Genomic DNA, 24,367 nt, shown 5'->3' on the forward strand with positions numbered 1-24,367 from the left:
AGGAGTCAGGAAATGAACGCAGTAACCGAAACCGTCGATCTGCAGTCGGCCCCCCCGACGCCACTGATCTTCACCGATGCCGCGGCCGCGAAGGTCAAGGACCTGCTGGCCGACGAAGGCAATCCCGAACTGAAACTGCGCGTCTTCGTGCAGGGTGGCGGATGCTCCGGTTTCCAGTATGGCTTCACGTTCGATGAAGTCGTGAACGAAGACGACACCGTCCTGGACAAGGCAGGGGTGCAGCTGCTGGTCGACCCCATGAGCTTCCAGTACCTGGTCGGCGCAGAAATCGACTACAAGGAAGACCTGGAAGGCGCGCAGTTCGTCATCCGGAATCCCAACGCCTCCACGACCTGCGGTTGCGGATCGTCGTTTTCGGTATAACGATCGCGTCGGGATCTGGCCGAAGGCGATCCCGACACGGAAGAGGCAGGCCGAAAAGCCGGCTTGCATGATGAAAAACGGGCGCCCGCAGGCGCCCGTCTCTTTTTCGGCCTGAAGGCTTCAGCCGGGATACAGGGCGCCCAGCACGCGCGGGCCGCACGCGCCCGTCACGTCCGGCAATCCTGCCGGCAGACGGTTCACATGGGCATAGGCAAGCCAGGCAAACGCCAGTGCTTCCATGGATAGGGCAGGAACGCCATGGGCGTCCGTGGTGGAGATGGGCCGGTTAAGGCACTCAGCCAGATCCCGCATCAACCCGCTGTTGCGCGCGCCACCCCCGCACACCAGGACTTCCTGCGTGTCCGGGGCTTCCCGGTCGATGGCCTGGGCCACCGTGCGCGCGGTAAAGCGCTGCAGGGTCGCCTGGATGTCCTGGGGCGTGAGCCGGCGGCAATAGCCCTCCCAGGCGTTCAGCCGGGTATCCAGCCATGTGGCGTTGAACAGATCCCGTCCCGTGGACTTGGGCGGGCGCTTGGCCAGCCAGGGTTCGCTCGCCAGCAGGTATTCCAGGATGTTGGCATCCACCTTGCCGGCCGCCGCGTAGGCGCCGTCATGGTCGTAGTTCTGACCGGTGTGGCGCCGGCACCATTCGTCCAGCAGCATATTCGCCGGCCCGGTGTCGAAACCCGTGACCGGCCGTCCGGGCGCGAGCAGGGTAACGTTGGCGATGCCGCCCAGGTTCAGTACGGCGCGCGGCGCATCGGCCGCAAAAATGGCCGCATGGAATGCCGGCACCAGCGGGGCGCCTTGCCCGCCCGCCGCGACATCGCGCGCGCGGAAATCCGCCACGACGGAGATGCCCGTGCGTTCGGCCAGCAGGGCCGGCGCGTTCAACTGGATGGTGTAGCCCAGGTCCGGACGATGCCGCACGGTTTGTCCATGCGCGCCGATGGCTGTGACGTCGGCGGCCGCCACGCTGGCTCCGGCCAACAGCTGGCGTGTGGTGTCCGCGTAGCACTCGGCCAGCGCGAGAGAAGCCAGGGCCGCGCGCCCGAGTTCATCGTGACCAGGGGCATTCAACGCAAGCAAGGTTTGCCGCAGGTCGTCCGGGAAAGGCAAGCTGGCCTGCGCCAGCACCGTGGGGCGGCTATCCGGCGCAATACGCGCCAGTACGCCGTCCACGCCGTCGGTGCTGGTGCCCGACATCAGTCCGATGAACAGACCGGCCCCTGTCGTCATTGTGCTGTCCCGATGGCGGCCAGCTTCAGTTGCCGGCCGCGCTGGCCAGGGTCGCCCCTGGCATGGATTGCTGGAATTGCGCCAGCATATTCAACTGCTGCTTGTAGACCGAGGTTTCCTTGGCGAAAGCCACGGCTTCCTGGCCGTCCAGCTTTTGTGCGACCGGCAAGTCCACCGACAGCGGATCCACCGGCGTGTCGTTGATCCGGAATTCATAGTGTAGATGCGGGCCGGTAGCCCAGCCAGTCTGGCCCACGTAGCCGATGACCTCACCCTGCGTCACATGCACACCCTTGCGGATGTCCGGCGCGATGCGGCTTTGATGCGCGTACAGCGTCGAGAATTTCTTGTCATGCTTGACGATCACGACGTTGCCGTAGCCGTTCTGCACGCCCGCGAATTCGACTTCGCCGTCGGATGTGCTGTGGATCGGCGTGCCGGTCGGCGCGGCGTAGTCCACGCCTTTGTGCCCTGTCCAGGTCTTGTGAATGGGATGCATGCGCATCCCGAAGGTGGAACTGATGCGGCTGAACTTCAGCGCGGTGCGCAGGAACGTGCCGCGCAGGCTGGTACCGTCGAAATCGTAATAGGAACCGGTGGTGGTGCCCGGCGGGGTGAACCAGACTGCCGTGTAAAGCTTGCCCTGGTTCTGGAATTCCAACGCCAGCACGCGGCCCGCGCCGGCGTAGCGCCCGTCGTGCGAGCGCGTTTCGTACACCACGCGGAACTGGTCACCCTGGCGCAAGTTGCGCAGGAAGTCGATCTTCGCGCTCAGGATATCGGCCATCTGCAGCGTGACCGAATCCGGAATGCCGGCCTCGTCGGTGGCCGCGAACAGCGACGATTCGATGGTGCCCATGGCCACGCGCACCTGGCGGTCGGTGTCTTCCGTCATTTCCTGGGCCGCATAGCTGTCGCCATCGGGTTTGACTTCCAGGAACCGGGTCACCACCTGGCCATCGGAGTCGTTGCCCGGCGTATGGATATAGCGCAGCCACACCAGTTTGCCTTCGCTATCCGTGGCGGCCTGTACCGACCGGCCCGGGTACAGCTTGTAGATGCTGCGTGCGCTGGGATCGTGGGTCAGGAAAGCCTGCAGGGCGTCGCTGTCCAGATGCAGCCGCTGAAGCACGGCTGCCAGGGTATCGCCGCGGCGGATGCGGGTTTCGTTGACAAACGGTGCGGAAGACGCGTCGCTGACCTGATAATCCGCCGGCGACAGCGCCATGACTTTTTCGATGGTGCGGGTGGGCGGCAGGTCGGCGGCGTCCGGATGCTGGACCATGCCGACCGCGGCAGCGGCGGCAAACAAGCCCATCGCGGTGGCGAGTGCGGCCGCGCGGAGGATACGGGAACGGCGGGGAGGGCGTGCGGAATTGGGCAGGGTGGGGAGCGCGGCGGATAGCGGGCCGCCGGCCCCGGGCTCGTTGGACCCTGTAGTCATCTTCAAAAAAACCCTGGGGCTAGGGCGCCCCTATTGACAGTTGCGTATGATTAGGGCGGTATCCTAGCCGATTCGGCTAGAATTTTCGACAACTTTTGTGATTTTTACCTCCCCTTTGTCTACCCGGACGGGTTAGATCGTTCCCCAATATGTCCCAATCCGAAGCTACCATCACCCCGGAAGTCGAGGCCGACCTCCGCGTCGCCAAGCGCGGCTGCGACGAATTGCTCGTCGAGTCGGAATTCGTCCGCAAACTGGCCCGCAGCCGCGCCACGGGCGTCCCGCTGCGCATCAAGCTGGGCCTGGACCCTACGGCGCCGGACATCCACCTGGGCCATACGGTGGTCCTGAACAAGATGCGGCAGCTCCAGGACCTGGGGCATACCGTCATCTTCCTGATCGGCGATTTCACGTCGATGATCGGCGACCCCAGCGGCCGCAATAGCACCCGTCCCCCATTAACACGGGAGCAGATCGAGTCGAACGCCAAAACGTACTACGCGCAGGCCAGCATGGTGTTGGACCCGGCCCGCACGGAAATCCGCTACAACTCCGAATGGTCCGACCCGCTCGGCGCCCGCGGCATGATCCAACTTGCGTCCCGGTATACCGTGGCGCGCATGATGGAGCGGGAAGACTTCACCAAGCGATTCAAGGGCGGCATCCCCATCTCGGTGCATGAGTTCCTGTACCCGCTCATGCAGGGTTATGACTCCGTGGCCCTCAAATCCGACCTGGAACTGGGCGGCACGGACCAGAAATTCAACCTGCTGGTCGGGCGCGAGCTGCAGAAGGAATATGGCCAGGAGCCGCAGTGCATCCTGACCATGCCGCTGCTCGAGGGTACGGACGGCGTCGAGAAGATGTCGAAGTCCAAGGGAAACTACATCGGCATTTCAGAGGCGCCGCCGTCCATGTTCGGCAAGCTGATGTCGATTTCCGACACGCTGATGTGGCGCTATTACGAGCTGCTGTCCTTCCGGTCCCTGGAGGACATGGCCGCCCTGAAGGCCGCGACCGAGGCCGGGCGCAATCCGCGCGACGCCAAGGTCGAGCTGGCCCAGGAAATCGTCGCGCGTTTCCACGGCGCCCAGGCGGCGCGGGACGCCCTGGCGGAGTTCGAGGCGCGGTTCCGCGACGGGGCGATCCCGGAAGACATGCCGGAAGTCACCCTCGGCGGCGCGCCGCTCGGCATATTGAAGGTGCTGCGCGAAGCCGGCTTGGCGGCGTCCGGCGCCGAAGCGCAGCGCAACGTTGAACAGGGCGGCGTCCGGGTCAACGGCGAAAAGGTGGAAGACAAATCGTTGCAATTGTCCGGGGGTGTGTACGTGATCCAAGTAGGAAAACGGAAGTTCGCGCGTGTTACCTTGGCATCATAGGGAATCATCTGGCCACGCACTCGACCTATCCTTTTGGTTTCTTTTTAAAGGAGGCATGCCATGAAGCTAGCGAGCTTGTCTTTTTCCGATAATGAGTCGATCCCGGAGCGCTACGCTTTCGCGCGGATAGACGCGCAGTCGCATGTCGCGTTGGCCGATAATTTCAATCCCCAGTTCTCCTGGGATGACGTGCCAGAGGGTACCCAATCCTTCGTCATGATCTGCTGCGATCCGGACGTGCCCAGCAAGCCGGACGACGTCAACCAGGAAGGCCGTGTGGTGCCTGCCGATCTGCCTCGGGTGGAGTTTTTCCATTGGGTATTGGTGGACCTGCCCGCCGATATGCGGGAAATCGAAGAGGGCACCTTTTCCAACGGCATCACGCCGCGCGGCAAGGGCGGCCCCCTGGCCCCCCACGACGCCCGCCAGGGCATCAACGATTACACCAGCTGGTTCGCGGCGGATCGGGACATGAGCGGCGACTATTTCGGCTACGACGGCCCCTGCCCGCCCTGGAACGACGCCCTGGTGCATCACTACATCTTTACGCTCTATGCGCTGAGCGTGCCGCGCCTGGACGTGGAAGGCACGTTCAACGGCAAGCAGGTGCTCAGCGCCATCCAGGGGAAGATCCTGGCGCAGGCTTCCGTCACGGGGACGTACACCTTGAACCCGACGTTGGCGCCCAAGCAGATCGGCACGACATCGGCTTGAGGGCGGGGGGCCGCGGCCGCCCGGTATGGCGGGGCGGGCCCCCGCGCCATACCGGCGCGCTGGCGCGGGCATACGCAGCGTTTTGGGCAGCATGAAGGCCTTTCACGCTGGCATGAGCGGTTTTTTTCAAAATCCGTTTTCGTGCCGGAAAAATCCCGCCGCGACGATTTTCAGCGCCTTATCGCGGGAAAAGCGCCGTAACCGCACGGTAAACTATATGGGATACCTCTTCCCTGCTTTTTGACTCCGTTCAGGAACCCCCATGTTTGACCGTACCCGCACCATTTCCCAGGTCGACGAAGACGTCTGGGCTGCCATCCAGAAGGAAAACCACCGCCAGGAACAGCACATCGAGCTGATCGCGTCGGAAAACTATGCCAGCCCGGCGGTCATGCAGGCGCAGGGCACCCAGCTGACGAACAAGTACGCGGAAGGGTATCCGGGCAAGCGCTATTACGGCGGCTGCGAGTTCGTGGACATCGTGGAGCAACTGGCGATCGACCGCCTCAAGGAGCTGTTCGGGGCCGAGGCCGCCAATGTGCAGCCCAATTCGGGCTCGCAGGCCAACCAGGGGGTCTACATGGCGGTGCTCAAGCCGGGCGACAAGGTCCTGGGGATGAGCCTGGCCGAAGGGGGCCACCTGACGCACGGCGCGTCGGTCAATGCATCGGGCAAGCTCTACAACTTCCTGCCCTATGGCCTGGACGCCAATGAAGTGCTCGACTATGCCAAGGTCGAATCCCTTGCCCAGGAGCATAAGCCGAAGTTGATCGTGGCGGGCGCGTCGGCCTACTCCCTGCACATCGATTTCGAGCGCATGGCCCGCATCGCCCGTGACAACGGCGCGCTGTTCATGGTCGACATCGCGCACTACGCCGGCCTGGTGGCGGGTGGCGTGTATCCGAACCCCGTGCCGCATGCCGACTTCGTCACCTCCACCACGCACAAATCGCTGCGCGGCCCGCGCGGCGGCGTCATCATGATGAAGTCCGAATTCGAGAAAGCGATCAACTCGGCGATCTTCCCGGGCATCCAGGGCGGCCCGCTGATGCACGTCATCGCGGCCAAGGCAATCGCCTTCAAGGAGGCGCTGCAGCCCGAATTCCGCGATTACGCCCATCAGGTCGCCAAGAATGCCAAGGTGCTGGCTGAAACGCTGGTCAAGCGCGGACTGCGTATCGTTTCCGGGCGTACGGAAAGCCACGTCATGCTGGTCGACCTGCGCGCGAAGGGCATCACCGGCAAGGAAGCCGAAGCCGTCCTGGGCCAGGCGCACATCACGGTGAACAAGAACGCCATTCCGAACGACCCTGAAAAGCCCTTCGTGACCAGCGGCATCCGCCTGGGCACGCCGGCCATCACCACCCGGGGCTTCAAGGAAGCGGAAACCGAACTCACCGCCAACCTGATCGCGGACGTGCTCGACGATCCCCGCAACGAGGCCAACATCGCATCGGTGCGCGAACGCGTGGACGCGCTCACCACCCGTTTGCCCGTCTACGGCTGACGGCGGGGACGCACGGTGCGCTGTCCGTTCTGCGGTCATGCCGATACCCAGGTGATCGACAGCCGGGTGCTGGAAGAGGGCGTAACCATCCGCCGGCGCCGCCGCTGCCAGCACTGCGACAAACGCTTCACCACCTACGAGCGGGTAGAGCTGGTCATGCCGTCCATCGTCAAGCGCAACGGCAGCCGCAGCGAATACGACCAGGGCAAGCTGCGCGCCAGCCTGTCCCTGGCCTTGCGCAAACGGCCGGTCAGCACCGAAGACGTCGATGCGGCGGTAGCCCGCATCGAAGAAAGCCTGCTGACCAGCGGCAAGCGGGAAGTCCCTTCCGCCTACGTGGGCGAACTCGTGATGACGGAACTGCGCAAGCTCGACAAGGTGGCCTACGTCCGTTTCGCTTCCGTCTATCGCAGCTTCGAGGATATCGGCGAATTCATCGAGGCCATCCGCGAAATGCAGGGGCCGCTACTGTCCGGCAAGCTTCGCAAAGAGCCCTGACGTGCCCATGACCGAGGCCCAGGATCTACATTGGATGCGCCACGCCCTGGGGCTGGCGCACGGCGTTCTCTACACCACCGCGCCCAATCCCAGGGTCGGCTGCGTGATCGTGCGCGACGGCCAGGTCCTGGGCGAAGGCGCGACCCAGCCGCCGGGCGGGCCCCACGCGGAAATCTGCGCCTTGCGCGATGCCGCCGCGCGCGGTGTATCGGTCGCCGGGGCAACCTTCTATGTCACCCTGGAACCGTGCAGCCACTTCGGCCGGACGCCGCCGTGCGCGGACGCGGTCGTGGCGGCGGCGCCGGGCCGGGTCGTGGTGGCCATGGGCGATCCGAATCCGCAGGTCAATGGTGCCGGCCTGGCCCGGCTGCGCGCCCAGGGCATTCCCATTACGACGGGCGTCTGCCTGGAGGAAGCCCTGGCCCTGAACGCCGGTTTCGCGGCCAGGATGAGCAGGGGCAGCCCATGGACGTGGGTAAAGATGGCGGCGTCGCTGGACGGACGCAGTGCCCTGCATAACGGAATGTCGCAATGGATTACGGGCCCGCAGGCGCGGGCCGATGGCCACGCCTGGCGCGCCCGTGCCGACGTCGTGCTGACCGGCATGGGCACGGTGCAGAAGGACGATCCGCGGCTTACCGTGCGGGATGTCGATGTTCCCAGGCAGCCGCGCAAGGCGGTGGTGGATGGGCGACTGCAGATATCGGAAGCTGCGCGCCTGTTCGATGGCGAGGAAGTCTGGGTCTTCACGGCCCATGACGATCCGGTCAAGGCGGAACGCCTGGCCCGCCGCAATGCGCGCGTAATCGTGCTGCCCAGCGACGAACCCGGGCGCGTGGATCTGCAGGCCATGATGCGCTGGATGGCGCGGCAACACGTCAACGAAGTCCACGTCGAAGCGGGCGCGGGCCTCTCCGGCGCCTTGTTGTCGGCCGATTGCGTGGATGAGATCCTGGCGTACATCGCGCCGGTGCTGCTGGGCGACGCGCCTGGCATGGTCAAGCTGCCCATGCTGTCGCATCTGGATGGCGCCCGCCGCTTCGATTTCGTCGATATCCATCCCCTGGGCGGCGACGTCCGCCTGCGTGGCCGCTTCGCGGACCGCTGGCAGGCGCTGCGGACTGCTGCCACGCCTCGCTAAACCTTTAGCCGCGCAAGTCCTCCCTCGGCGTTCCTGCTCTTCCCAGGCCGCGTATCCTATCGTTATCGAGCCAGCCGGTTCAGGCGCGCCGCATGCGCATGTGCCGGCGGGAGGCCAATGTTCATGTGGTCAGACCTCTCCAGGAGTTGTTCTATGTTTACCGGCATCGTCACGGCCGTCGGCCGTATCGAGCAGACCCAGCCCTACGAATCCCATGACGGCAGCGCTGGAATACGCGTGCGCATCGACGCGGGCGATCTTGGGCTTTCCGATGTACAGCTGGGTGATTCGATCGCGGTCCAGGGTGCGTGCATGACTGTCGTAGCGCTGGAAGACAACAGCTTCGACATCGATATTTCGCGCGAGAGCCTGCGCCTTACCGTTGGCCTGGATCGCGAAGGTGCGGAAGTGAACCTGGAGAAATCGCTGCGCGTCGGTGATGCCCTGGGCGGCCATCTGGTGTCCGGCCATGTGGACGGCCTGGGGGTCGTCGTCGGCTATGCGCCAGTAGGGGAATCGCGGGAGCTTGTCCTCCGCGCGCCGAAGGAAATGGCCAAATATCTGGCCTACAAAGGCTCTGTTACGGTTAATGGCATCAGCCTTACAGTGAACCGCGTAAAAGATGGGGTGGAGGGTAGTGAGATCACCATTAACGTAATTCCTCATACCCAAAGCACGACCACGTTGCGTAACGTAAACGTAGGCGACAAAGTGAATTTGGAGATCGATACGATCGCACGCTACGTCGAACGCATGATGCAGGTATCCGGAGCAAGTCCGCTGGCTGCGAAATCGTGCGCGTGATTTCGACTGCGTCGTCATGGTTATTTGATGCGCCAGGAGGCTGCCAAAAACCCTTTACAGAAACCATTTCAGTCGCTTTCGCGAGCGGAACTTGTGCCGCTCGCGGCCGGACTAAATCGTATGGCCGTAATACCGTTGCGATAGCTGTGTGTGGGGAAAGCAACATAGCGTCACCATGAATCTGTACCGCTGGCGACAGGGAGCCAAATAGGGCACACAATGGGGATGACGGACGGACGGCTAGACCTTTTCTGATGTTGTTGGAGGTATCCCGATGCTGAACATCGTCGAAGGCTTCAAATCGCAGTACGCCCGGGATCAGGAAACCGAGCTCTCCCTCGAGGAATACCTGGACCTGTGCAAGCGTGATCCGATGGCATATGCCAGTCCAGCGGAACGGATGCTTGCTGCGATCGGTGAACCCGAACTCGTCGACACGCGCAACGACCTGCGTCTGTCCCGGCTGTTTTCCAACAGGGTGATCCGGCGTTATCCGGCCTTCAAGGAATTCTTCGGCATGGAGGACGTGATCTCGCAGATCGTGTCGTTTTTCAAGCATGCCGCGCAAGGCCTGGAAGAACGCAAGCAGATTCTTTATCTGCTCGGGCCGGTGGGCGGCGGGAAATCCTCCATCGCGGAGCGTCTGAAGACGCTCATGGAAATCTACCCCATCTACGCCCTGAAGGGCTCGCCGGTCAACGAGACACCGCTCGGCTTGTTCCACCCTACCCGCTTCGGCGACCAGCTCGAGCGGGATTACGGGATACCGCGCCGCTACCTGACCGGCATCATGTCGCCCTGGGCGGTGAAGCGGCTCAAGGAATACGACGGCGATATTTCGCAGTTCCGCGTCGTGCGGCTGAACCCGTCCGTGCTGCGCCAGGTGGCCATCGCCAAAACCGAACCGGGCGACGAAAACAACCAGGATATTTCCTCGCTGGTCGGCAAGGTCGACATCCGCAAACTGGACCGCTACTCGCAGGACGACCCGGACGCCTACAGCTATTCCGGCGGCCTGTGCCTGGCCAACCAGGGCTTGCTGGAATTCGTGGAGATGTTCAAGGCGCCCATCAAGATGCTGCATCCCCTGCTGACCGCCACGCAGGAAGGCAACTTCAAGGGGACCGAGGGTTTTTCCGCCATCCCGTTCAATGGGGCCATCCTGGCCCACTCCAATGAATCCGAATGGCAGACCTTCCGCAACAACAAGCATAACGAAGCGTTCCTGGACCGTATCTACATCGTCAAGGTGCCGTACTGCCTGCAGGTGACGGAAGAGATCCAGATCTACAGCAAGCTGCTGCACAACAGCTCGCTGGCGAATGCGCCGTGCGCCCCGGGCACCTTGGACATGATGGCCCAGTTCTCGGTGCTGACGCGGCTGAAGGAGCCGGAAAACTCGAGCATCTATTCCAAGATGCGGGTCTACGATGGCGAAAGCCTGAAGGACGTCGATCCCAAGGCCAAGGCCCTGCAGGAGTACAAGGATTACGCGGGGACGGATGAGGGCATGACCGGCGTGTCCACGCGGTTCGCGTACAAGATCCTGTCCAGCGTCTTCAACTACGACCAGACGGAAGTCGCCGCCAACCCGGTGCACCTGATGTACGTGCTGGAGCAGCGCATCGCCCGCGAAGACTTTCCGGAGGACACCCGGCGACGCTACCTGGAGTTCATCAAGGGTTTCCTGGCGCCGCGATATGCCGAATTCATCGGCAAGGAAATCCAGACTGCCTACCTGGAATCCTATTCCGAGTATGGGCAGAACATATTCGACCGCTACGTCACTTTTGCCGATTGCTGGATCCAGGACGAAGAATTCCGGGATCCCGAAACGGGTGAAAGCTTTGACCGATCGGCCCTGAACGACGAGCTGGAGAAGATCGAAAAACCGGCGGGTATCGCCAATCCGAAGGACTTCCGCAACGAGATCGTCAACTTCGTGCTGCGGGCACGCGCCAACAACAGTGGACGCAACCCCACCTGGACCAGCTACGAGAAGCTGCGCGAAGTCATCGAGAAGAAGATGTTCTCGAACACGGAGGACCTGCTGCCGGTCATCTCCTTCAACGCCAAGGCGTCGGCGGAGGACAAGAGCAAGCACCAGAGCTTCGTGGAGCGCATGGTCGAAAAAGGCTATACCGAAAAGCAGGTCCGGCTGCTTTGCGAGTGGTACTTGCGGGTGAGAAAGTCCTCCTGAGCGAGGTAGTATGAATTCACTTATCGATCGTCGTCTCAATGGGCGCAACAAAAGCGCCGTGAACCGCGAGCGGTTCCTGCGGCGCTACAAGAACCAAGTCCGTAAGGCGGTGCGGGACCTGATACGCGAGCGCTCGATCGAAGAGATGGACCAGGGCGGGGAGATCAACCTCCCCACCCGGGATATCTCCGAGCCGCGTTTGCGCCACGACGTGGGTGGCGACCGCGAAATCGTGCACCCCGGCAACCGGGAATTCGCCAAGGGCGATACCATCGATCGCCCCGACGGGGGAGGCGACGGCAGCGGCCGTGGCGATCCCGGCGAGGGCGATTCGGTGGACCAGTTCACTTTCACCTTGTCGCGCGCCGAGTTCCTGAACTTTTTCTTCGAAGACCTGGAATTGCCTCATCTGGCGCGTACCCAGTTGGGCGACGTGCACCAGAAAAAATGGCACCGGGCCGGCTACACGACCAGTGGCTCGCCCAGTTCCCTGGCGGTGGGTCGCACCCTGAAGGCGTCCTTGTCGCGGCGCATCGCGCTCAGCATCGGGGCTCGTCGAGAGCTCACCGAGGCCGAGGACAAGCTGGAGGACCTCGAGCGCCGCGGCGCGTCTCCTGCCTTGCTGGAAGCGGCGCGCGCGGAAGTCGAATCCGCCCGTGAACGGGTGGCACGCGTCCCCTTTTTGGACGAGATCGACCTGCGTTACCGCCACCGGGTATCCGTCGCTGTCCCCATGGCGCGCGCGGTGATGTTCTGCCTGATGGACGTTTCCGGGTCCATGGATGAGAACAAAAAGGACTTGGCCAAACGCTTTTTCACGCTGCTGTACCTGTTCCTGATGCGCAAGTACGAGCATGTGGACCTGGTGTTCATCCGCCACACGGACAACGCCGAGGAAGTGGACGAAGATACCTTTTTCCACGACCCCAAGAGCGGCGGTACGGTGGTGTTGTCGGCGCTGGAGCTGATGCAGGAAATCATCGAAAAGCGCTATTCGCCGTCCACCTGGAATATCTATGCCGCGCAGGCCAGCGATGGCGATTCCTTCGGCGCCGACGCCGCCCGCAGCGCCCGCTATTTGTCCGAGCACCTGCTGCCTTCGGCGCGCTATTTCGCGTACATCGAAATCCACGATACGCACGACGTGCGCAAGAGCAGCTTGTGGGCAGAGTACGAACGGGAGCCGGCCGAACACTTCGTCATGCGGCGCATCGCGGAGCGCGGCGAGATTTTCTCCGTCTTCCATGAGCTGTTCAGGAAGGAGGCCGTTGTATGAATAGCGCCATGAGCAGGCTGGAAGGGCCGCGGGCGACGCATCTGGCGTCCCCCATTTCCACCGGATCGGAATGGACCTTCGAGCTGATCCGCCGCTACGACGAGGCCATTGCCGAGGTCGCCGCGGAATTCAAGCTCGATACCTATCCCAATCAGATCGAGATCATCACCTCGGAACAGATGCTGGACGCCTACGCGTCCGCCGGCCTGCCGGTGGGATATCCGCACTGGTCGTACGGCAAGGAATTCATCCGCAACGAACAGGCTTATCGGCGCGGTGTCCAGGGGCTGGCCTACGAGATCGTCATCAATTCGAACCCCTGCATTTCCTACCTGATGGAAGAAAACTCCATGGCGATGCAGGCGCTGGTGATCGCGCATGCCTGCTATGGACACAATTCCTTCTTCAAGGGCAATTATCTGTTCCGCCAATGGACCGACGCCGATGGGGTGCTGGACTACCTGGTGTTCGCGCGCAATTACGTGATGGCCTGCGAAGACCGCTACGGCATCGAGGCCGTGGAGGAAATCCTGGATTCCTGCCACGCGCTGTCTTCCCACGGCGTGGACCGTTATAAGCGGCCCAACCCCGTGTCCTACAAGGAAGAGCTGCAGCGCGTCGCCGACCGCGAGGAATACCAGCGGATCCAGTTCAACGACCTATGGCGCACGGTTCCCAAGGCAGAGCAGTCGGACACCGCCAAGAAACAGGTGTTCCCGCGCGAGCCGGAAGAGAACATCCTCTACTTCATCGAAAAGTACTCGCCGAAGCTACAGACGTGGCAGCGCGAACTGGTGCGCATCGTGCGCAAGATCGCCCAGTATTACTACCCGCAAATGCAGACCAAGGTCATGAACGAGGGGTGGGCGACGTTCTGGCACTACACGATCCTGAACCGCCTGCATGAGAAAGGGCTGGTCGACGACGGCTTCATGATCGAGTTCCTGCAAAGCCATACCAATGTGGTCAGCCAGCGCGGGTTCGACCAGCGCGGCTACGGCGGCATCAATCCCTACGCCCTGGGTTTCGCGATGATGACGGATATCCGCCGCATCTGCGAACACCCCACGGAAGAGGATCGCCACTGGTTCCCGGACATTGCCGGAAGCGATTGGCTGAAGACGCTGGACTTCGCCATGCGCAACTTCAAGGACGAATCGTTTATTTCGCAGTACCTCTCTCCCAAGCTGATCCGCGAGTTCCGCTTCTTTGCCATCGCGGATCACGAGGAAAACCCCCAGCTGGAAGTCGTCGCCATCCATGATGACGAAGGCTATCGCCATGTGCGCAAGCTGCTGGCCGAACAGCACAATCGCGACAATCTGGTGCCGGACGTACAGGTCGTCCAGTTCAACCGCGATTCGGACCGCTCGCTGGTGTTGCGGCACCAGCAGACGCGCGGCAGGCCTTTGGTGGCCGAGGATGCCGACCAGGTCATGAAGCACCTGTCCCGGTTGTGGGGCTTCAAGGTACGCATGGAGGAAACCGACGCCGACGGGCAGACGCTGGCGTTCCGGGAGCTGGCGCGCTAAAAGGGGGCGGAGGGCGACACGCAAGGAAAAATGGGGCAGGAGCCCCATTTTTTTGCCTTTCGCAAGCAGGGTTTCCCCGGGGGCGCCGGCGGCGGCACATTGTTCAAGATTTACCGATAAATCGTTAACATCCCTGTTTTCCCTTCGCCGTGCCTCCTTCCTTGCCTACGCCCGCAGATACGGTTTCCCCGCTGCTTTCCCTGCGCGGGGTGTCGGTGGATTTCCCGACCGAAGACGGCGTATTTCGTGCCGTTGACCAGCTTGATTTCGATGTCTATCCGGGCCGTACCCTGGCAATCGTCGGCGAATCCGGCTCCGGCAAGTCGGTGACTTCCATGGCGATCATGCGGCTGACCGACTACACGGGCGGCCGCATCGCCGCGGGGAGCATCCTGCTGCGGGACAAGGCGGGCCGCGAAATCGACCTGACGCGTGTGCCGGAAGACGACATGCGCGCCATTCGCGGCAACGACGTGGCGATGATCTTCCAGGAGCCGATGACTTCGCTGAACCCGGTCTTCACCGTGGGCGACCAGGTCACCGAAGCCATCATCCTGCACCAGCGCCTGTCGCGCGCCGCCGCGCGGGAAGCGGCGCGGGCGCTGCTGGAGAAAGTGCGCCTGCCGGACGCGGCGCAAATGCTGGACCGCTATCCGCACCAGCTTTCCGGGGGCATGCGCCAGCGCGTGATGATCGCGATGGCCTTGTCCTGCCGGCCGCGGCTGCTCATTGCCGACGAACCCACGACGGCGCTGGATGTGACCATCCAGGCGCAGATCCTGAATACCATCCGCGAACTGCAGCGGGACCTGGGCACCGCGGTCATCTTCATCACGCACGACATGGGCGTGGTCGCCGAAATGGCCGACGATGTGGTGGTAATGCTGCGTGGCCGCAAGGTGGAGCAGGGGCCGGTGGAGCGCCTTTTCCGCACGCCGGAACATCCCTACACGCGTGCGCTGCTGGCGGCCGTGCCGCGCCTGGGCAGCATGACGGGGCGCGACTTGCCGGTCCGCACGCCTCATGTGGTGCTGGAAGAGGGTGGGCTGCGCGAAGTCGGTTCCACCCATCTGCAGGACACCGCCGACTATGGGCGGCCCTTGCTGAGCGCGCGCGGGCTCACCACGCGCTTCGATGTGGGGCGGGGCTTCCTGGGGCGCGTCACCCATCGTGTCCATGCGGTCGAGAGCGTCAATTTCGATATTTATCCCGGCGAGACGCTGGCGCTGGTGGGCGAGTCCGGCAGCGGCAAGTCGACCATCGGCAAGACGCTGCAACAGCTGATCGCACCGACGTCCGGACAAGTCCTTTACCAGGGCCAGGATGTATTCACCATGGACGCCGCGGGCCGCCGACGCCTGCGGCAGCAGATCCAATATATCTTCCAGGATCCTTATGCATCGCTGGACCCGCGCAAGACGGTGGGATTCAGCATCGCCGAGCCCATCGTCACGCATGGGCTGGCGCATGGCGAACAAGCCATCGCGGCGCGCGTGGCGCAATTGCTGGAACAGGTGGGCCTGCGCCCGGAGCATGCGCGCCGCTACCCGCACGAGTTCTCCGGCGGCCAGCGCCAGCGCGTTTGCATCGCGCGCGCGCTGGCCAGCGATCCCAGCCTGATCATCGCCGACGAATCGGTTTCAGCGTTGGATGTGTCGATCCAGGCCCAGATCCTGAACCTGCTGATGGACCTGCAGAAGGACCGCCGCCTTTCCTATCTGTTCATCACGCACGATATGGCGGTGGTGGAGAAGGTCAGCCACCGCGTTGCGGTCATGTACCTGGGCCAGATCGTCGAAATGGGGCGCCGGCGCGATGTCTTCGAAACGCCGCGCCATCCCTACACGCGCAAGCTGCTCGCCGCCGTGCCGGTGGCCGAACCGGGCCGGCATATCGATACCACGCTGTTGACCGGCGAAATTCCCAGTGCGGTGCGGCGCGTCGGCGACGGCCCCCGCATTGTCCCGCTTGTGGAAGTCGCGCCGGGCCATCTGGTGGCCGAGGCGGCGTGATGGCAATGGATCCCGTTTTTTCTTCTTCATCGTTGACGCAAACGTCCCTGGAGGCGCTCATGTTTACCTTCACCAAGACCGCCCGCGCGCTGGGCGCGGCGTTGGCCGTCAGCGGCGCGCTGGCCGCCGCGGCGCCGGCGCACGCGGCCGGCACATTGAACGTGGCCATCACCCAGGATGCCGGCAGCTGGGATCCCATCGACACCTTCGTGACGTGGTGGGGGTCGGTCGGCAGCAATCTGTTCGACGGCCTGACCATGCGCGGCGCGGACATGAAATTGCAGCCTGGCCTGGCGACCAGCTGGGAATTCCTGGACAACGACACGCGCATTCGCTTCAAGCTGCGCGAGAACGTCAAGTTCCATGACGGCGAGCCCTTCAACGCCGAAGCCGTGAAGTTCACCTTCGAACGGCTGCTCGGGCCGGAAGGCGCCAAGGGGCCGCAGCAGTCCAACTACAACTCCATCGACAAGGTCGTCGTGGTGGATGAGCATACCGTCGACTTCGTGATGAAGCGGCCGGATCCCGTCATCCTGACCAAGCTGGCCGGCTACGGCGGCATGATCGTGCCGCCGAAGTACATCCAGGAAAAGGGCGATGCCTATTTCAACGAGCATCCGGTGGGCACGGGGCCCTTCAAGTTCGTCGAGTACAAGCCGAAGATCAGCCTGACGCTGGCGCGCAACGATGAGTACTGGGGCGGCAAGCCCAAGCTGGACCAGGTGCTGTACCGCTTCATCGCCGAGCCCGCCACCCAGGTGGCGGAACTGCAGGCGGGCCGTGTGGACATCGCCACCGCCGTCCCGCTCGGCCTGGTGGATACGATCAAGAAGTCCAGCAATGCGACCGTCGTCAGCACCAGCGGCCCCGGCACGGTGGTGGCGCGCTATGACACCTCGCGCGGCATCACCAAGGACCGCGACGTGCGCCGCGCCCTGATCATGGCCGTGGACCGCGATGCCATCATCAAGCAGCTCTTGATGGGCTACGCCAAGCCCATCGCCAGCTTCCAGGGCGATCTGTCCTTCGGCTACGACCCGGCGCTCAAGCCGCTGCCTTTCAATCCGGCCGAGGCCAAGAAGCTGCTGGCCAAGGCCGGCGTGAAGCCGGGCGAGGCGATCCAGCTGGATATCCGCGGCAGCGATTCGCAGTTCCGCGAAGTGGCGCAAGCCATCGCCGGCTATCTGCAGGGCGTGGGCATCAAGACCACCATCAAGCCCTATGAAACGCCGGTGCTGATCAACGACATCATTCCGCAGGGCAAGACCGGCGAGCTGTGGCAGATGTATTGGGGCGGCTGGACCTACGACTATGACAACACCGCCTACCTGATGTACCACACCGGGCAGAAGTGGAATCCCTACGACAAGGACGCCAAGCTGGACGCCATGCTGGACGCGCAGCGCAATACCTACAAGGTGGAGGAACGGCAGAAGACCCTGCGCGAGATCGCGGCCTACGTGGCGGACCACGCGCTGGAGATGCCGCTCTATGCGCTGGATACCGTGGTGGGCGTGAACAAGCGGGTCAAGAACCTGAGCGTACCGGGCGATATCCGGTTCCGTTTCGTCGACGCCAGCGTCGAGTGATCTCGCCAACCTGCCTCGCGCCCCGGGCCCGTCCCGGGGCGCCTTCGAGATGATCGGTTTTCTTATCAAACGCGTCCTGCAGGCGATCTTCGTGATCCTGGCCGTGACGCTGCTCGTTTCCTATGCCGTGCGCCTGACCGGCGACCCGGCCATCATGCTCAGCCAGGGCGCCGGCAGCGTCACCGAACAGGATTTGCAGAACATCCGCCAGGCGCTGGGGCTGAACCGGCCGTTCTCCGTGCAATACCTGTCGTACATGCACGGCATCGTGATGGGCGATTTCGGCCGCAGCTTCATGGGCGGCACGTCGGTGGCCCAGTTGATCGGCGACGCGCTGCCCGCCACGCTGCTGCTGGCCTTCGTGTCACTGGCGCTGTCCCTGCTGGTTTCCATTCCGCTGGGGGTGCATGCGGCCGTGCACAAGGGCAAGGCCGCGGACCAGGCGATACGGATTTTTTCGCTGATCGGCCTTTCCTTTCCGAATTTCTGGCTGGCACTGATGCTGGTGCTGCTCTTGTCGATTACCTTCCCGCTGCTGCCGCCCTCCGGGTGGGATGGTCCGGTAAGCCTGATCATGCCGGCCTTGACGATGGCGGTGATCCTGAGCGCCACCAATGTACGGCTGGTGCGCACCACCATGCTGGAAACGCTGTCGGCCCAATACATCATGGTGGCGCGCAGCAAGGGCCTGCGCGAACGCGTGGTGCTGTACAAGCATGCGCTGCGCAATTGCTCGATTCCCCTGATCACGTACATGGGCCTGCAGTTCGGTGGCCTGATCGGCGGCATCGTGGTGATCGAGAAGGTCTTCAACTGGCCCGGCATGGGCACCCTGGCCTTCGACGCCATCGCGGCACGCGACTACCCCGTGCTGCAAGGTGCGGTCACGGTCCTGGCGCTGCTCATCATTCTCGTCAACCTGCTGGTCGATATCGCCTACGGCATCGTCGATCCGCGCATCCGCATCCGATGAATCCCATGCAAACGACGCTGACCGAGACGGCGGGCAAGCGACGCTCGCGCAACCGCTTCCGCTCCCTGGAGTTCGTGATGGGCGTGGTGCTGACGGGCGCCGTGGTCCTGGCCGTGCTGCTGTCAGGCTGGCTGTTTCCCGACGGCGGCGAGGGCATGGACCTGGTGGCGCGCCTGACGCCGCCGTTCCGAAGCCTGGCCCATGTCCTGGGCACCGACCCGCTGGGCCGCGACGTGCTGGCGCGCGTGGTGGTGGGCGGGCAGATATCCCTGACCGCCGGCTTCGTGTCGGTGTTTTTCGGTGCGTTGCTGGGCACCGTCATGGGCTTGATCGCCGGCTATTACCGCGGTTTCTGGGACGTGATCGTGATGCGCTTCGCGGACGTGCAGCTGGCGCTGCCCTTCATCCTCGTTGCCATCACCTTCATCTCCATCCTGGGCGGCGGTCTGTTCAACGTGATTTTCTTCATGGTCATTTCGCAGTGGGTGCAGTACGCGCGCCTGGTGCGGGGGCAGGTGCTCGCCCTGCGCGAACGCGAATTCGTGCAGGCAGCGCGTGCGTTCGGCGTGCGCGACGTGGCCATGATGCGCCATCACATCGTGCCCAACCTGCTGGGCCCCTTGATCATCCTGATGGCGCTGAACGTGGCCAACAACATCCTGCTGGAGAGCAGCCTGACCTTCCTGGGGCTGGGCGTGGATCCGACGATACCCAGCTGGGGCGGGATGCTGGCTGACGGCCGTACGTATTTGCAGACCGCGTGGTGGATCAGCGTGTTTCCCGGGCTGGCGATCATGCTGACCGTATTGGGATTGAACCTGCTGGGCGACTGGCTGCGCGATCGTCTCGACCCGACTGGAAAGGTATAAGCCATGACTGTGTTGCTGGACAGGAGTATCGACCGCACCCTGGATGCGTGGGTGCGCGAGTTCGAACAGGATGAATGCCGCGGCGCCCACGTCCAGGCGTGGCTGTTCGAGGACGAGGCCGCGCGCCGCGCCGCGGAACGGCGGCTGGCGGCGGCCGGAGTGACGGCGGTATTCCGCAGCGCCTACAAGCCGCTGGTGCATTTCTTCCTGGAAGAGGTCGATGCCGCCGGACTGGAATCCGTTTCGGTGCGCTATCCGGTGCGCCAGGAAGCCGTGCAGCGTCGCTTCACGCTGGAAGCGTATCCGCTGGCGGGGCTGCTGGACGGCATACACCTGGAATTCATTGCCGGCGATGCGGACCTGCACTACGAGGTGACGCTGAAGTACACCGGCGGCCGCACGGAGACGGCGCGCGTATTCGCCCCCAACCGCGTGGCGGAAGATCACGCCGGCGTCGTCAATCTCTCGCCCACGGGCTGGGTGCGCGTCGAGGGGCGGGCCGACGGCGTGGAGATCGACGAGGCCCGGCCCACCGAGTTTTCCCAGGCGTTCGATGCGATCATCGGCGCGGTCCGCGGCCATGCCTGGGGTGACAAGGAACCGTATTTCGAGCGCCTGGACATCCGCGTCGATATCCCCGGCATCGAGCGTGAGCTGCACTACCAGGACGAAGTCCTGAGCACGGTCGAGGCCCTGCACGAGGACCTGTATTTCGGCCTGCTGGAGGTTTTCCAGCGGCACTCCGGGCGGCCGCTGGGTAACCGCGGGCTGCAGCCCGGCCAGATCGTGCCGGACGTGCGGCGCGTGGATGGACCCGCGCAGGTGCGGGTCGAATTGAAGGCCTTTCCCGCGGTCGTCGCGAGCCGGGCCGACGGCGCTGGCCTGCCGCTGGACCAGGTCGATGGCGCGCTGTCGTTCGGCCGCATCGCGCACGAGATGGCGGGCATCGGCGGCGAGCCTTACACCGTCCAGACTCGGCAAGGACGGCCGGTACTCTGTACCTACATCAAGGGCGAGGACGAGCCCGTGGTCATCTCGGGCGGCCAGCATGCCAACGAGACGTCCGGCGTGGTCGGCGCGCTGCGCGCCGCGCAGGTGCTCAGGCGCCAGCCTGGGGCGCACTTCGTCTTGTTCGCGTCGGAAAATCCCGACGGCTATGCCCTGCACCGTGAGCTATGCGAGCACAACCCGCGCCATATGGCCCATGCCGCGCGCTATTCCGCACTGGGCGACGATCTGGCGTATCGCGAGCGGGCGCCCTGGTACGAACGTGAAGCGCGGCGCAAGGCGTACGAATTGAGCGGCGCGCAGTTGCATGTGAACCTGCATGGCTATCCCGCGCATGAATGGACGCGGCCGCTGTCGGGCTATCTACCGCGCGGCTTCGAGCTGTGGACGGTACCCAAGGGCTTTTTCCTGGTGCTGCGGCATCATCCGGGCTGGAAGGACAAGGCCACGGCACTGCTGGAACACGTGTCGGCGCGCGTGGCCGCCACGGTGCCCGGCCTGGTGGAATTCAATGCGCGGCAGATGCGCATGTTCGAAACCCATGCCTTGCAGCGCGGATTCGAAATCATGAATGGCATCCCCGTGCAGCGGACCGAGGGCGTGGGCGAGGAAGTGCCGCTGGCACTGATCACGGAATTTCCCGACGAGACCGTCTACGGCGACCGGTTCCGTTTCGCGCATACGGTCCAGATGGAGACCGTACTGGCGGCCGTCGACGCGTATCGCGACCTGGCGCGCTGAGCGGGGCCGGGCCGCGTGGCCAGACGCCGCGCCAGCGGACTGGCAGGCGTCGCCCCCACGGCAATTCATGCGGGGCGCATTCAGGCGTGCCGCGCTGCCCCGGCCGCGGCCGGCATGCCATCTTCAATCGCGGCCCTGGGCGCGTCCTTTGCCGCCGCGGCGCACGATGGCGTGCGCCAGTGCACGCCCGCGACGACGCGGTTGCGATCGAACAGCACCTTGTATTGGCACAGCTGGTCCCCGGTGGGCGTACGCAGGTGAAACAGGTAGTCCCATTCACGCACCATGAGCATGCCTTCATGGAAATGCGGGGGGCCGAGCAGATCGTAGAGCTGGTACTTGCTCATGCCGGCCTTCACCATTGCGAGATGGGCGGGATCGGGATAGCTCCCTCCGGCGCGCGTCGCCTGCTTGATATCCGGCCAGGCCAGCGTGCCGGACTCGCCGCGTTCATCGACTTTGCTCATGTTTCCGCAACCCGCCAGGGCGAGGGTGAACATCAGCGCGGCGCAAGCCAGGACGGGGGATCTGCGGTTTTTCTGCATGCTTGGGACTCCTGCATCGATCGGAACTGTCGCTTCCGCCGGTTAGCGGTTGTATAGGGCGGGGGCATGTGCCAGGCGTGGCCGCACGCCCGTGGCGCTCGGGGCGACCCCATGGCGTTGAGGGCGTCGCGTATGGCGTCAGGGATATCGCCCATGGCGTTGAGCGCGAGCCGCTCATGAGGGCATTGCGGCGACGTGCCCGCGTTCGGCCAACAAGGGTGGGCTTACCATTGATAGCCGACGCCGACCGCGCCACCGTAGTCGCCGCGCGACGACGCCCCGCCCGACAGCTTCACGACCCACGATCCATTGTCGGAGACGGTCGACAAGCCCACGGCATAACCGCTTCCACCATTCCAGGTGGCGCCGCCCAGGCTGAGCATGCTGCGGCTGGGCAGATAGGCCTGGGGCAGGGTGGCCATCGCCATCGCGGCGGCGATCCCGCCGTTGGAGCGGCTCTGCACGGTATCTATGCGGTTGTTCAGGCGGGCGACCTGGCCGTTCACGCCCTGCGAGAGATTATTGAGTTGGTTGATGGTGGCGGCATCGTTCGGGCCGACGCCGTCCGCGACGCCGGTGATGCGCCGGTCGCCCGCCGTGCCGGCCATATTGACCGTGCTGCCGCCGGTGTTGCCGCCGACCGTGATCGGCGCGCCCGCGCTTTCCTGCTGGACCAGGCCGGCCTTGCCCTGTACGAGCTGGTTGACCGTGGTGTTGGTCTGGTACAGCTGCGATCCGTTGACGGCGTCCGTCGACGTTTCGTTCAGCTCGCCGGGCGCCAGGTTGGTGATCCGCGTGCCCGTGGCCCCATCCAGCGTGACTTGCGTATGGTCGGCGTTGTCGTACTGGACCGAGGCAAGCGCCAGTTCCTGCACGTCGGCGATCGCGTCCGTCATGGTGACGTAGCGGTTGCCGTTGATGGTGACACCGCCGCCGATCGAGCCGGTGACGGCGTTGTACGTGGCGCTGCCGCCCAGGTACGACGCCAGGCTGCCGCCCTGCGTCGACACGATGGTGTCCTGCGCCCCCAGCGCGTCGCCGACGCTGTTGTATGCCTGTCCGCCCACGGAGTAGACGGGCCCGGTGTATGTGCCGCTGGTCGCGTCATACGCGGCGCCGCCCCCCAAGGAACCGGCGGTATTTTGCGCGATCTGGTTCAGCTGGCTGACGTTCACTGCATCGGTGGGCGCTGCGCCGGGCGCCACGTTGGTGATCTGCCGTTCCGCGCCCGCGCTGCCCACGGATATTTCGCCCGCGGACGTGCGCGGCGCGGCAAGCGCATAGGCCACGTAGTTGGTGCGCGCGCCCACCGTGGTTGCCGCGCTTGGACCGAGCGCGACGCTGTCGGCGTGCGTGGCCACCGCGCCGTAGCCCACGGCCAGCGACGAAGCGCCGCTGGCCTGCGCAGTCACGCCCACCGCCGTGGACCGCGCCCCGGTAGCGGCGGCCGCGCCGCCGATCGCCGTCGACCACAAGCCCGTCGCGGAACTGGTCCAGCCTAGTGCCGTGCCAGTTTGTCCGGTCGCGGTGGCGGCGTTGCCGATGGCGATGGCCTCGAAAGTCGAGCCGTTCGGGTCCAGCGGATTGGGCGAACCATACACGCCGGTGGCATTGGCGTTCGAGCCGATGGCGATGGGCGAGCCGTTGAAGGCGCCGGTCGAGCGCGCTATCGCGCCGCTACCCAGGGCCACGGAAAAGCCGCCTTCCGCCGTTGCCTGGCTGCCCAGGGAGACACCCCTGCCGGACAGGACTTTCGCGCCGTAGCCCAGGGCGGTCGATTCGATGCCGGCCGCCAGTGACAGCGTGCCGAACGCGGTGGCATTGGGTTGGACGGCTGCCGCCCACGGGCCGACGGCCGTCGTGCTGGTGTCGCTTGCCCGTGTGCTAGTGCCGATGGCTATCCCGTTGCTGCCCGTCGTACGGGTATCGACGCCGATGGTGATGGTGTTGTTCACGTTGGTGCCGGCGACGCCGCCGGTCGCCCCGACGCCGAACACGATGGCGCTGTCACCGTGGGCCTGGTTGCTGCTTCCGATCGCGATGTCGTTCGCACCGGTTGTCGTCGTACCGGCGCCGACGGCGATACCGCCATTGAACCCCAGGCCGGGCTGGAAGTCGGTCGGGTCCGTGACGTCGCTGCTGGCGCCACAACCCGCGGCGATTCCAGCGTAGGCGTTCCCGCCGACGGTGGTGGTGCAGGTCGGTTCACTGGCGCCGATGCCGATGGCCGCCGGCGAAGCGACCGTCGCCTGGCCCAGCGGGGTGGAGGCTTCCCCCGACCCTCCCCATAGCGTCAAGGAGGCCACGCCGATGATGCGGTGAGCGCGTCGCAACGCAGGAAGGACGCGTCGATGCATGCAACCCGTTTGTCTCGTGGCGGTCTGTCGGTTCGAGGGGGAACTTGGTCTTCTTGTCATCTCACTCTCCGTCTGATTTCCCGCGTGTGTTGATTTAGCGTGGAAAAGATTCCGAAGATGGCGTCAAAAAATTCCTCGAGCGCGTGCGGTTTTTG

The 24,367-nt window shown here is 64.2% G+C and carries 19 protein-coding genes; 15 read left to right on the forward strand and 4 right to left on the reverse strand.

Annotated features, from left to right (window positions below; translation table 11 throughout):
* The first annotated feature begins 12 nt into the window (after positions 1–12).
* Positions 13–384, forward strand: coding sequence for an iron-sulfur cluster insertion protein ErpA (gene erpA, locus AKI39_RS02995; RefSeq protein ID WP_066632281.1), 372 nt, complete (start codon positions 13–15; stop codon positions 382–384).
* Positions 385–504: 120 nt separating this feature from the next.
* On the opposite strand, the gene AKI39_RS03000 is transcribed toward erpA, so the two are convergent.
* On the reverse strand, positions 505–1,623 hold the full coding sequence (locus AKI39_RS03000) for an anhydro-N-acetylmuramic acid kinase (protein ID WP_066632283.1): 1,119 nt from the start codon (positions 1,621–1,623) through the stop codon (positions 505–507).
* Between the two features lie 25 nt (positions 1,624–1,648).
* On the reverse strand, positions 1,649–3,067 hold the full coding sequence (locus tag AKI39_RS03005; RefSeq protein WP_443102911.1) for a peptidoglycan DD-metalloendopeptidase family protein: 1,419 nt from the start codon (positions 3,065–3,067) through the stop codon (positions 1,649–1,651).
* A gap of 149 nt (positions 3,068–3,216) precedes the next feature.
* Here AKI39_RS03005 and tyrS point away from each other — a divergent pair, with 149 nt between their 5' ends.
* The 14 genes from tyrS to AKI39_RS03075 all read left to right on the forward strand — a co-directional run bounded on the left by tyrS (position 3,217) and on the right by AKI39_RS03075 (position 21,310).
* Positions 3,217–4,446, forward strand: a complete 1,230-nt coding sequence (gene tyrS / locus AKI39_RS03010; RefSeq protein WP_066632286.1) for a tyrosine--tRNA ligase — start codon at positions 3,217–3,219, stop codon at positions 4,444–4,446.
* A 60-nt stretch (positions 4,447–4,506) separates the two neighbouring features.
* On the forward strand, positions 4,507–5,160 hold the full coding sequence (locus AKI39_RS03015) for a YbhB/YbcL family Raf kinase inhibitor-like protein (protein WP_066632288.1): 654 nt from the start codon (positions 4,507–4,509) through the stop codon (positions 5,158–5,160).
* A gap of 262 nt (positions 5,161–5,422) precedes the next feature.
* The gene (gene glyA, locus AKI39_RS03020) at positions 5,423–6,667 is read left to right on the forward strand and encodes a serine hydroxymethyltransferase (protein WP_066632290.1); all 1,245 of its coding nucleotides are present in this window, start codon (positions 5,423–5,425) and stop codon (positions 6,665–6,667) included.
* A 15-nt stretch (positions 6,668–6,682) separates the two neighbouring features.
* On the forward strand, positions 6,683–7,165 hold the full coding sequence (nrdR, locus tag AKI39_RS03025) for a transcriptional regulator NrdR (RefSeq protein ID WP_066632292.1): 483 nt from the start codon (positions 6,683–6,685) through the stop codon (positions 7,163–7,165).
* A 34-nt stretch (positions 7,166–7,199) separates the two neighbouring features.
* Positions 7,200–8,306 carry a bifunctional diaminohydroxyphosphoribosylaminopyrimidine deaminase/5-amino-6-(5-phosphoribosylamino)uracil reductase RibD gene (gene ribD / locus AKI39_RS03030; protein ID WP_066632295.1) on the forward strand — a complete coding sequence of 369 codons (1,107 nt, stop codon included), beginning with the start codon at positions 7,200–7,202 and terminating at the stop codon, positions 8,304–8,306.
* Between the two features lie 153 nt (positions 8,307–8,459).
* A complete protein-coding gene (locus tag AKI39_RS03035) occupies positions 8,460–9,110 on the forward strand; it encodes a riboflavin synthase (protein WP_066632296.1) in 651 nt (216 codons plus the stop codon).
* A gap of 274 nt (positions 9,111–9,384) precedes the next feature.
* Positions 9,385–11,310: a PrkA family serine protein kinase gene (locus tag AKI39_RS03040; RefSeq protein WP_145925177.1), complete on the forward strand. Its 1,926-nt coding sequence runs from the start codon at positions 9,385–9,387 to the stop codon at positions 11,308–11,310.
* 10 nt (positions 11,311–11,320) lie between these two features.
* Complete coding sequence (locus AKI39_RS03045) at positions 11,321–12,586, forward strand: YeaH/YhbH family protein (RefSeq protein ID WP_066632297.1); 1,266 nt, start codon at positions 11,321–11,323, stop codon at positions 12,584–12,586.
* 8 nt (positions 12,587–12,594) lie between these two features.
* Positions 12,595–14,118 carry a SpoVR family protein gene (locus AKI39_RS03050; RefSeq protein ID WP_145925178.1) on the forward strand — a complete coding sequence of 508 codons (1,524 nt, stop codon included), beginning with the start codon at positions 12,595–12,597 and terminating at the stop codon, positions 14,116–14,118.
* A 161-nt stretch (positions 14,119–14,279) separates the two neighbouring features.
* A complete protein-coding gene (locus AKI39_RS03055) occupies positions 14,280–16,130 on the forward strand; it encodes an ABC transporter ATP-binding protein (protein WP_338012416.1) in 1,851 nt (616 codons plus the stop codon).
* A gap of 59 nt (positions 16,131–16,189) precedes the next feature.
* Entirely contained in the window at positions 16,190–17,719 is a 1,530-nt protein-coding gene (locus AKI39_RS03060) for an ABC transporter substrate-binding protein (RefSeq protein ID WP_066632299.1), read from the forward strand.
* A 49-nt stretch (positions 17,720–17,768) separates the two neighbouring features.
* Positions 17,769–18,692 carry an ABC transporter permease gene (locus AKI39_RS03065; protein ID WP_066632300.1) on the forward strand — a complete coding sequence of 308 codons (924 nt, stop codon included), beginning with the start codon at positions 17,769–17,771 and terminating at the stop codon, positions 18,690–18,692.
* A gap of 5 nt (positions 18,693–18,697) precedes the next feature.
* Complete coding sequence (locus AKI39_RS03070) at positions 18,698–19,561, forward strand: ABC transporter permease (RefSeq protein ID WP_066642030.1); 864 nt, start codon at positions 18,698–18,700, stop codon at positions 19,559–19,561.
* Between the two features lie 3 nt (positions 19,562–19,564).
* On the forward strand, positions 19,565–21,310 hold the full coding sequence (locus AKI39_RS03075) for a peptidase M14 (RefSeq protein ID WP_066632305.1): 1,746 nt from the start codon (positions 19,565–19,567) through the stop codon (positions 21,308–21,310).
* 80 nt (positions 21,311–21,390) lie between these two features.
* Here the strand turns inward: AKI39_RS03075 and AKI39_RS03080 are convergent, their stop codons facing one another.
* Together AKI39_RS03080 and AKI39_RS03085 are read right to left on the reverse strand one after the other, a co-directional pair.
* On the reverse strand, positions 21,391–21,855 hold the full coding sequence (locus tag AKI39_RS03080; RefSeq protein WP_066632307.1) for an outer membrane protein assembly factor BamE: 465 nt from the start codon (positions 21,853–21,855) through the stop codon (positions 21,391–21,393).
* Between the two features lie 224 nt (positions 21,856–22,079).
* Positions 22,080–24,212, reverse strand: coding sequence for a YadA family autotransporter adhesin (locus tag AKI39_RS03085; RefSeq protein ID WP_066632309.1), 2,133 nt, complete (start codon positions 24,210–24,212; stop codon positions 22,080–22,082).
* Positions 24,213–24,367: the final 155 nt, after the last annotated feature.

It is taken from the genome of Bordetella sp. H567 (assembly GCF_001704295.1).
Classification (GTDB): domain Bacteria; phylum Pseudomonadota; class Gammaproteobacteria; order Burkholderiales; family Burkholderiaceae_B; genus Bordetella_C.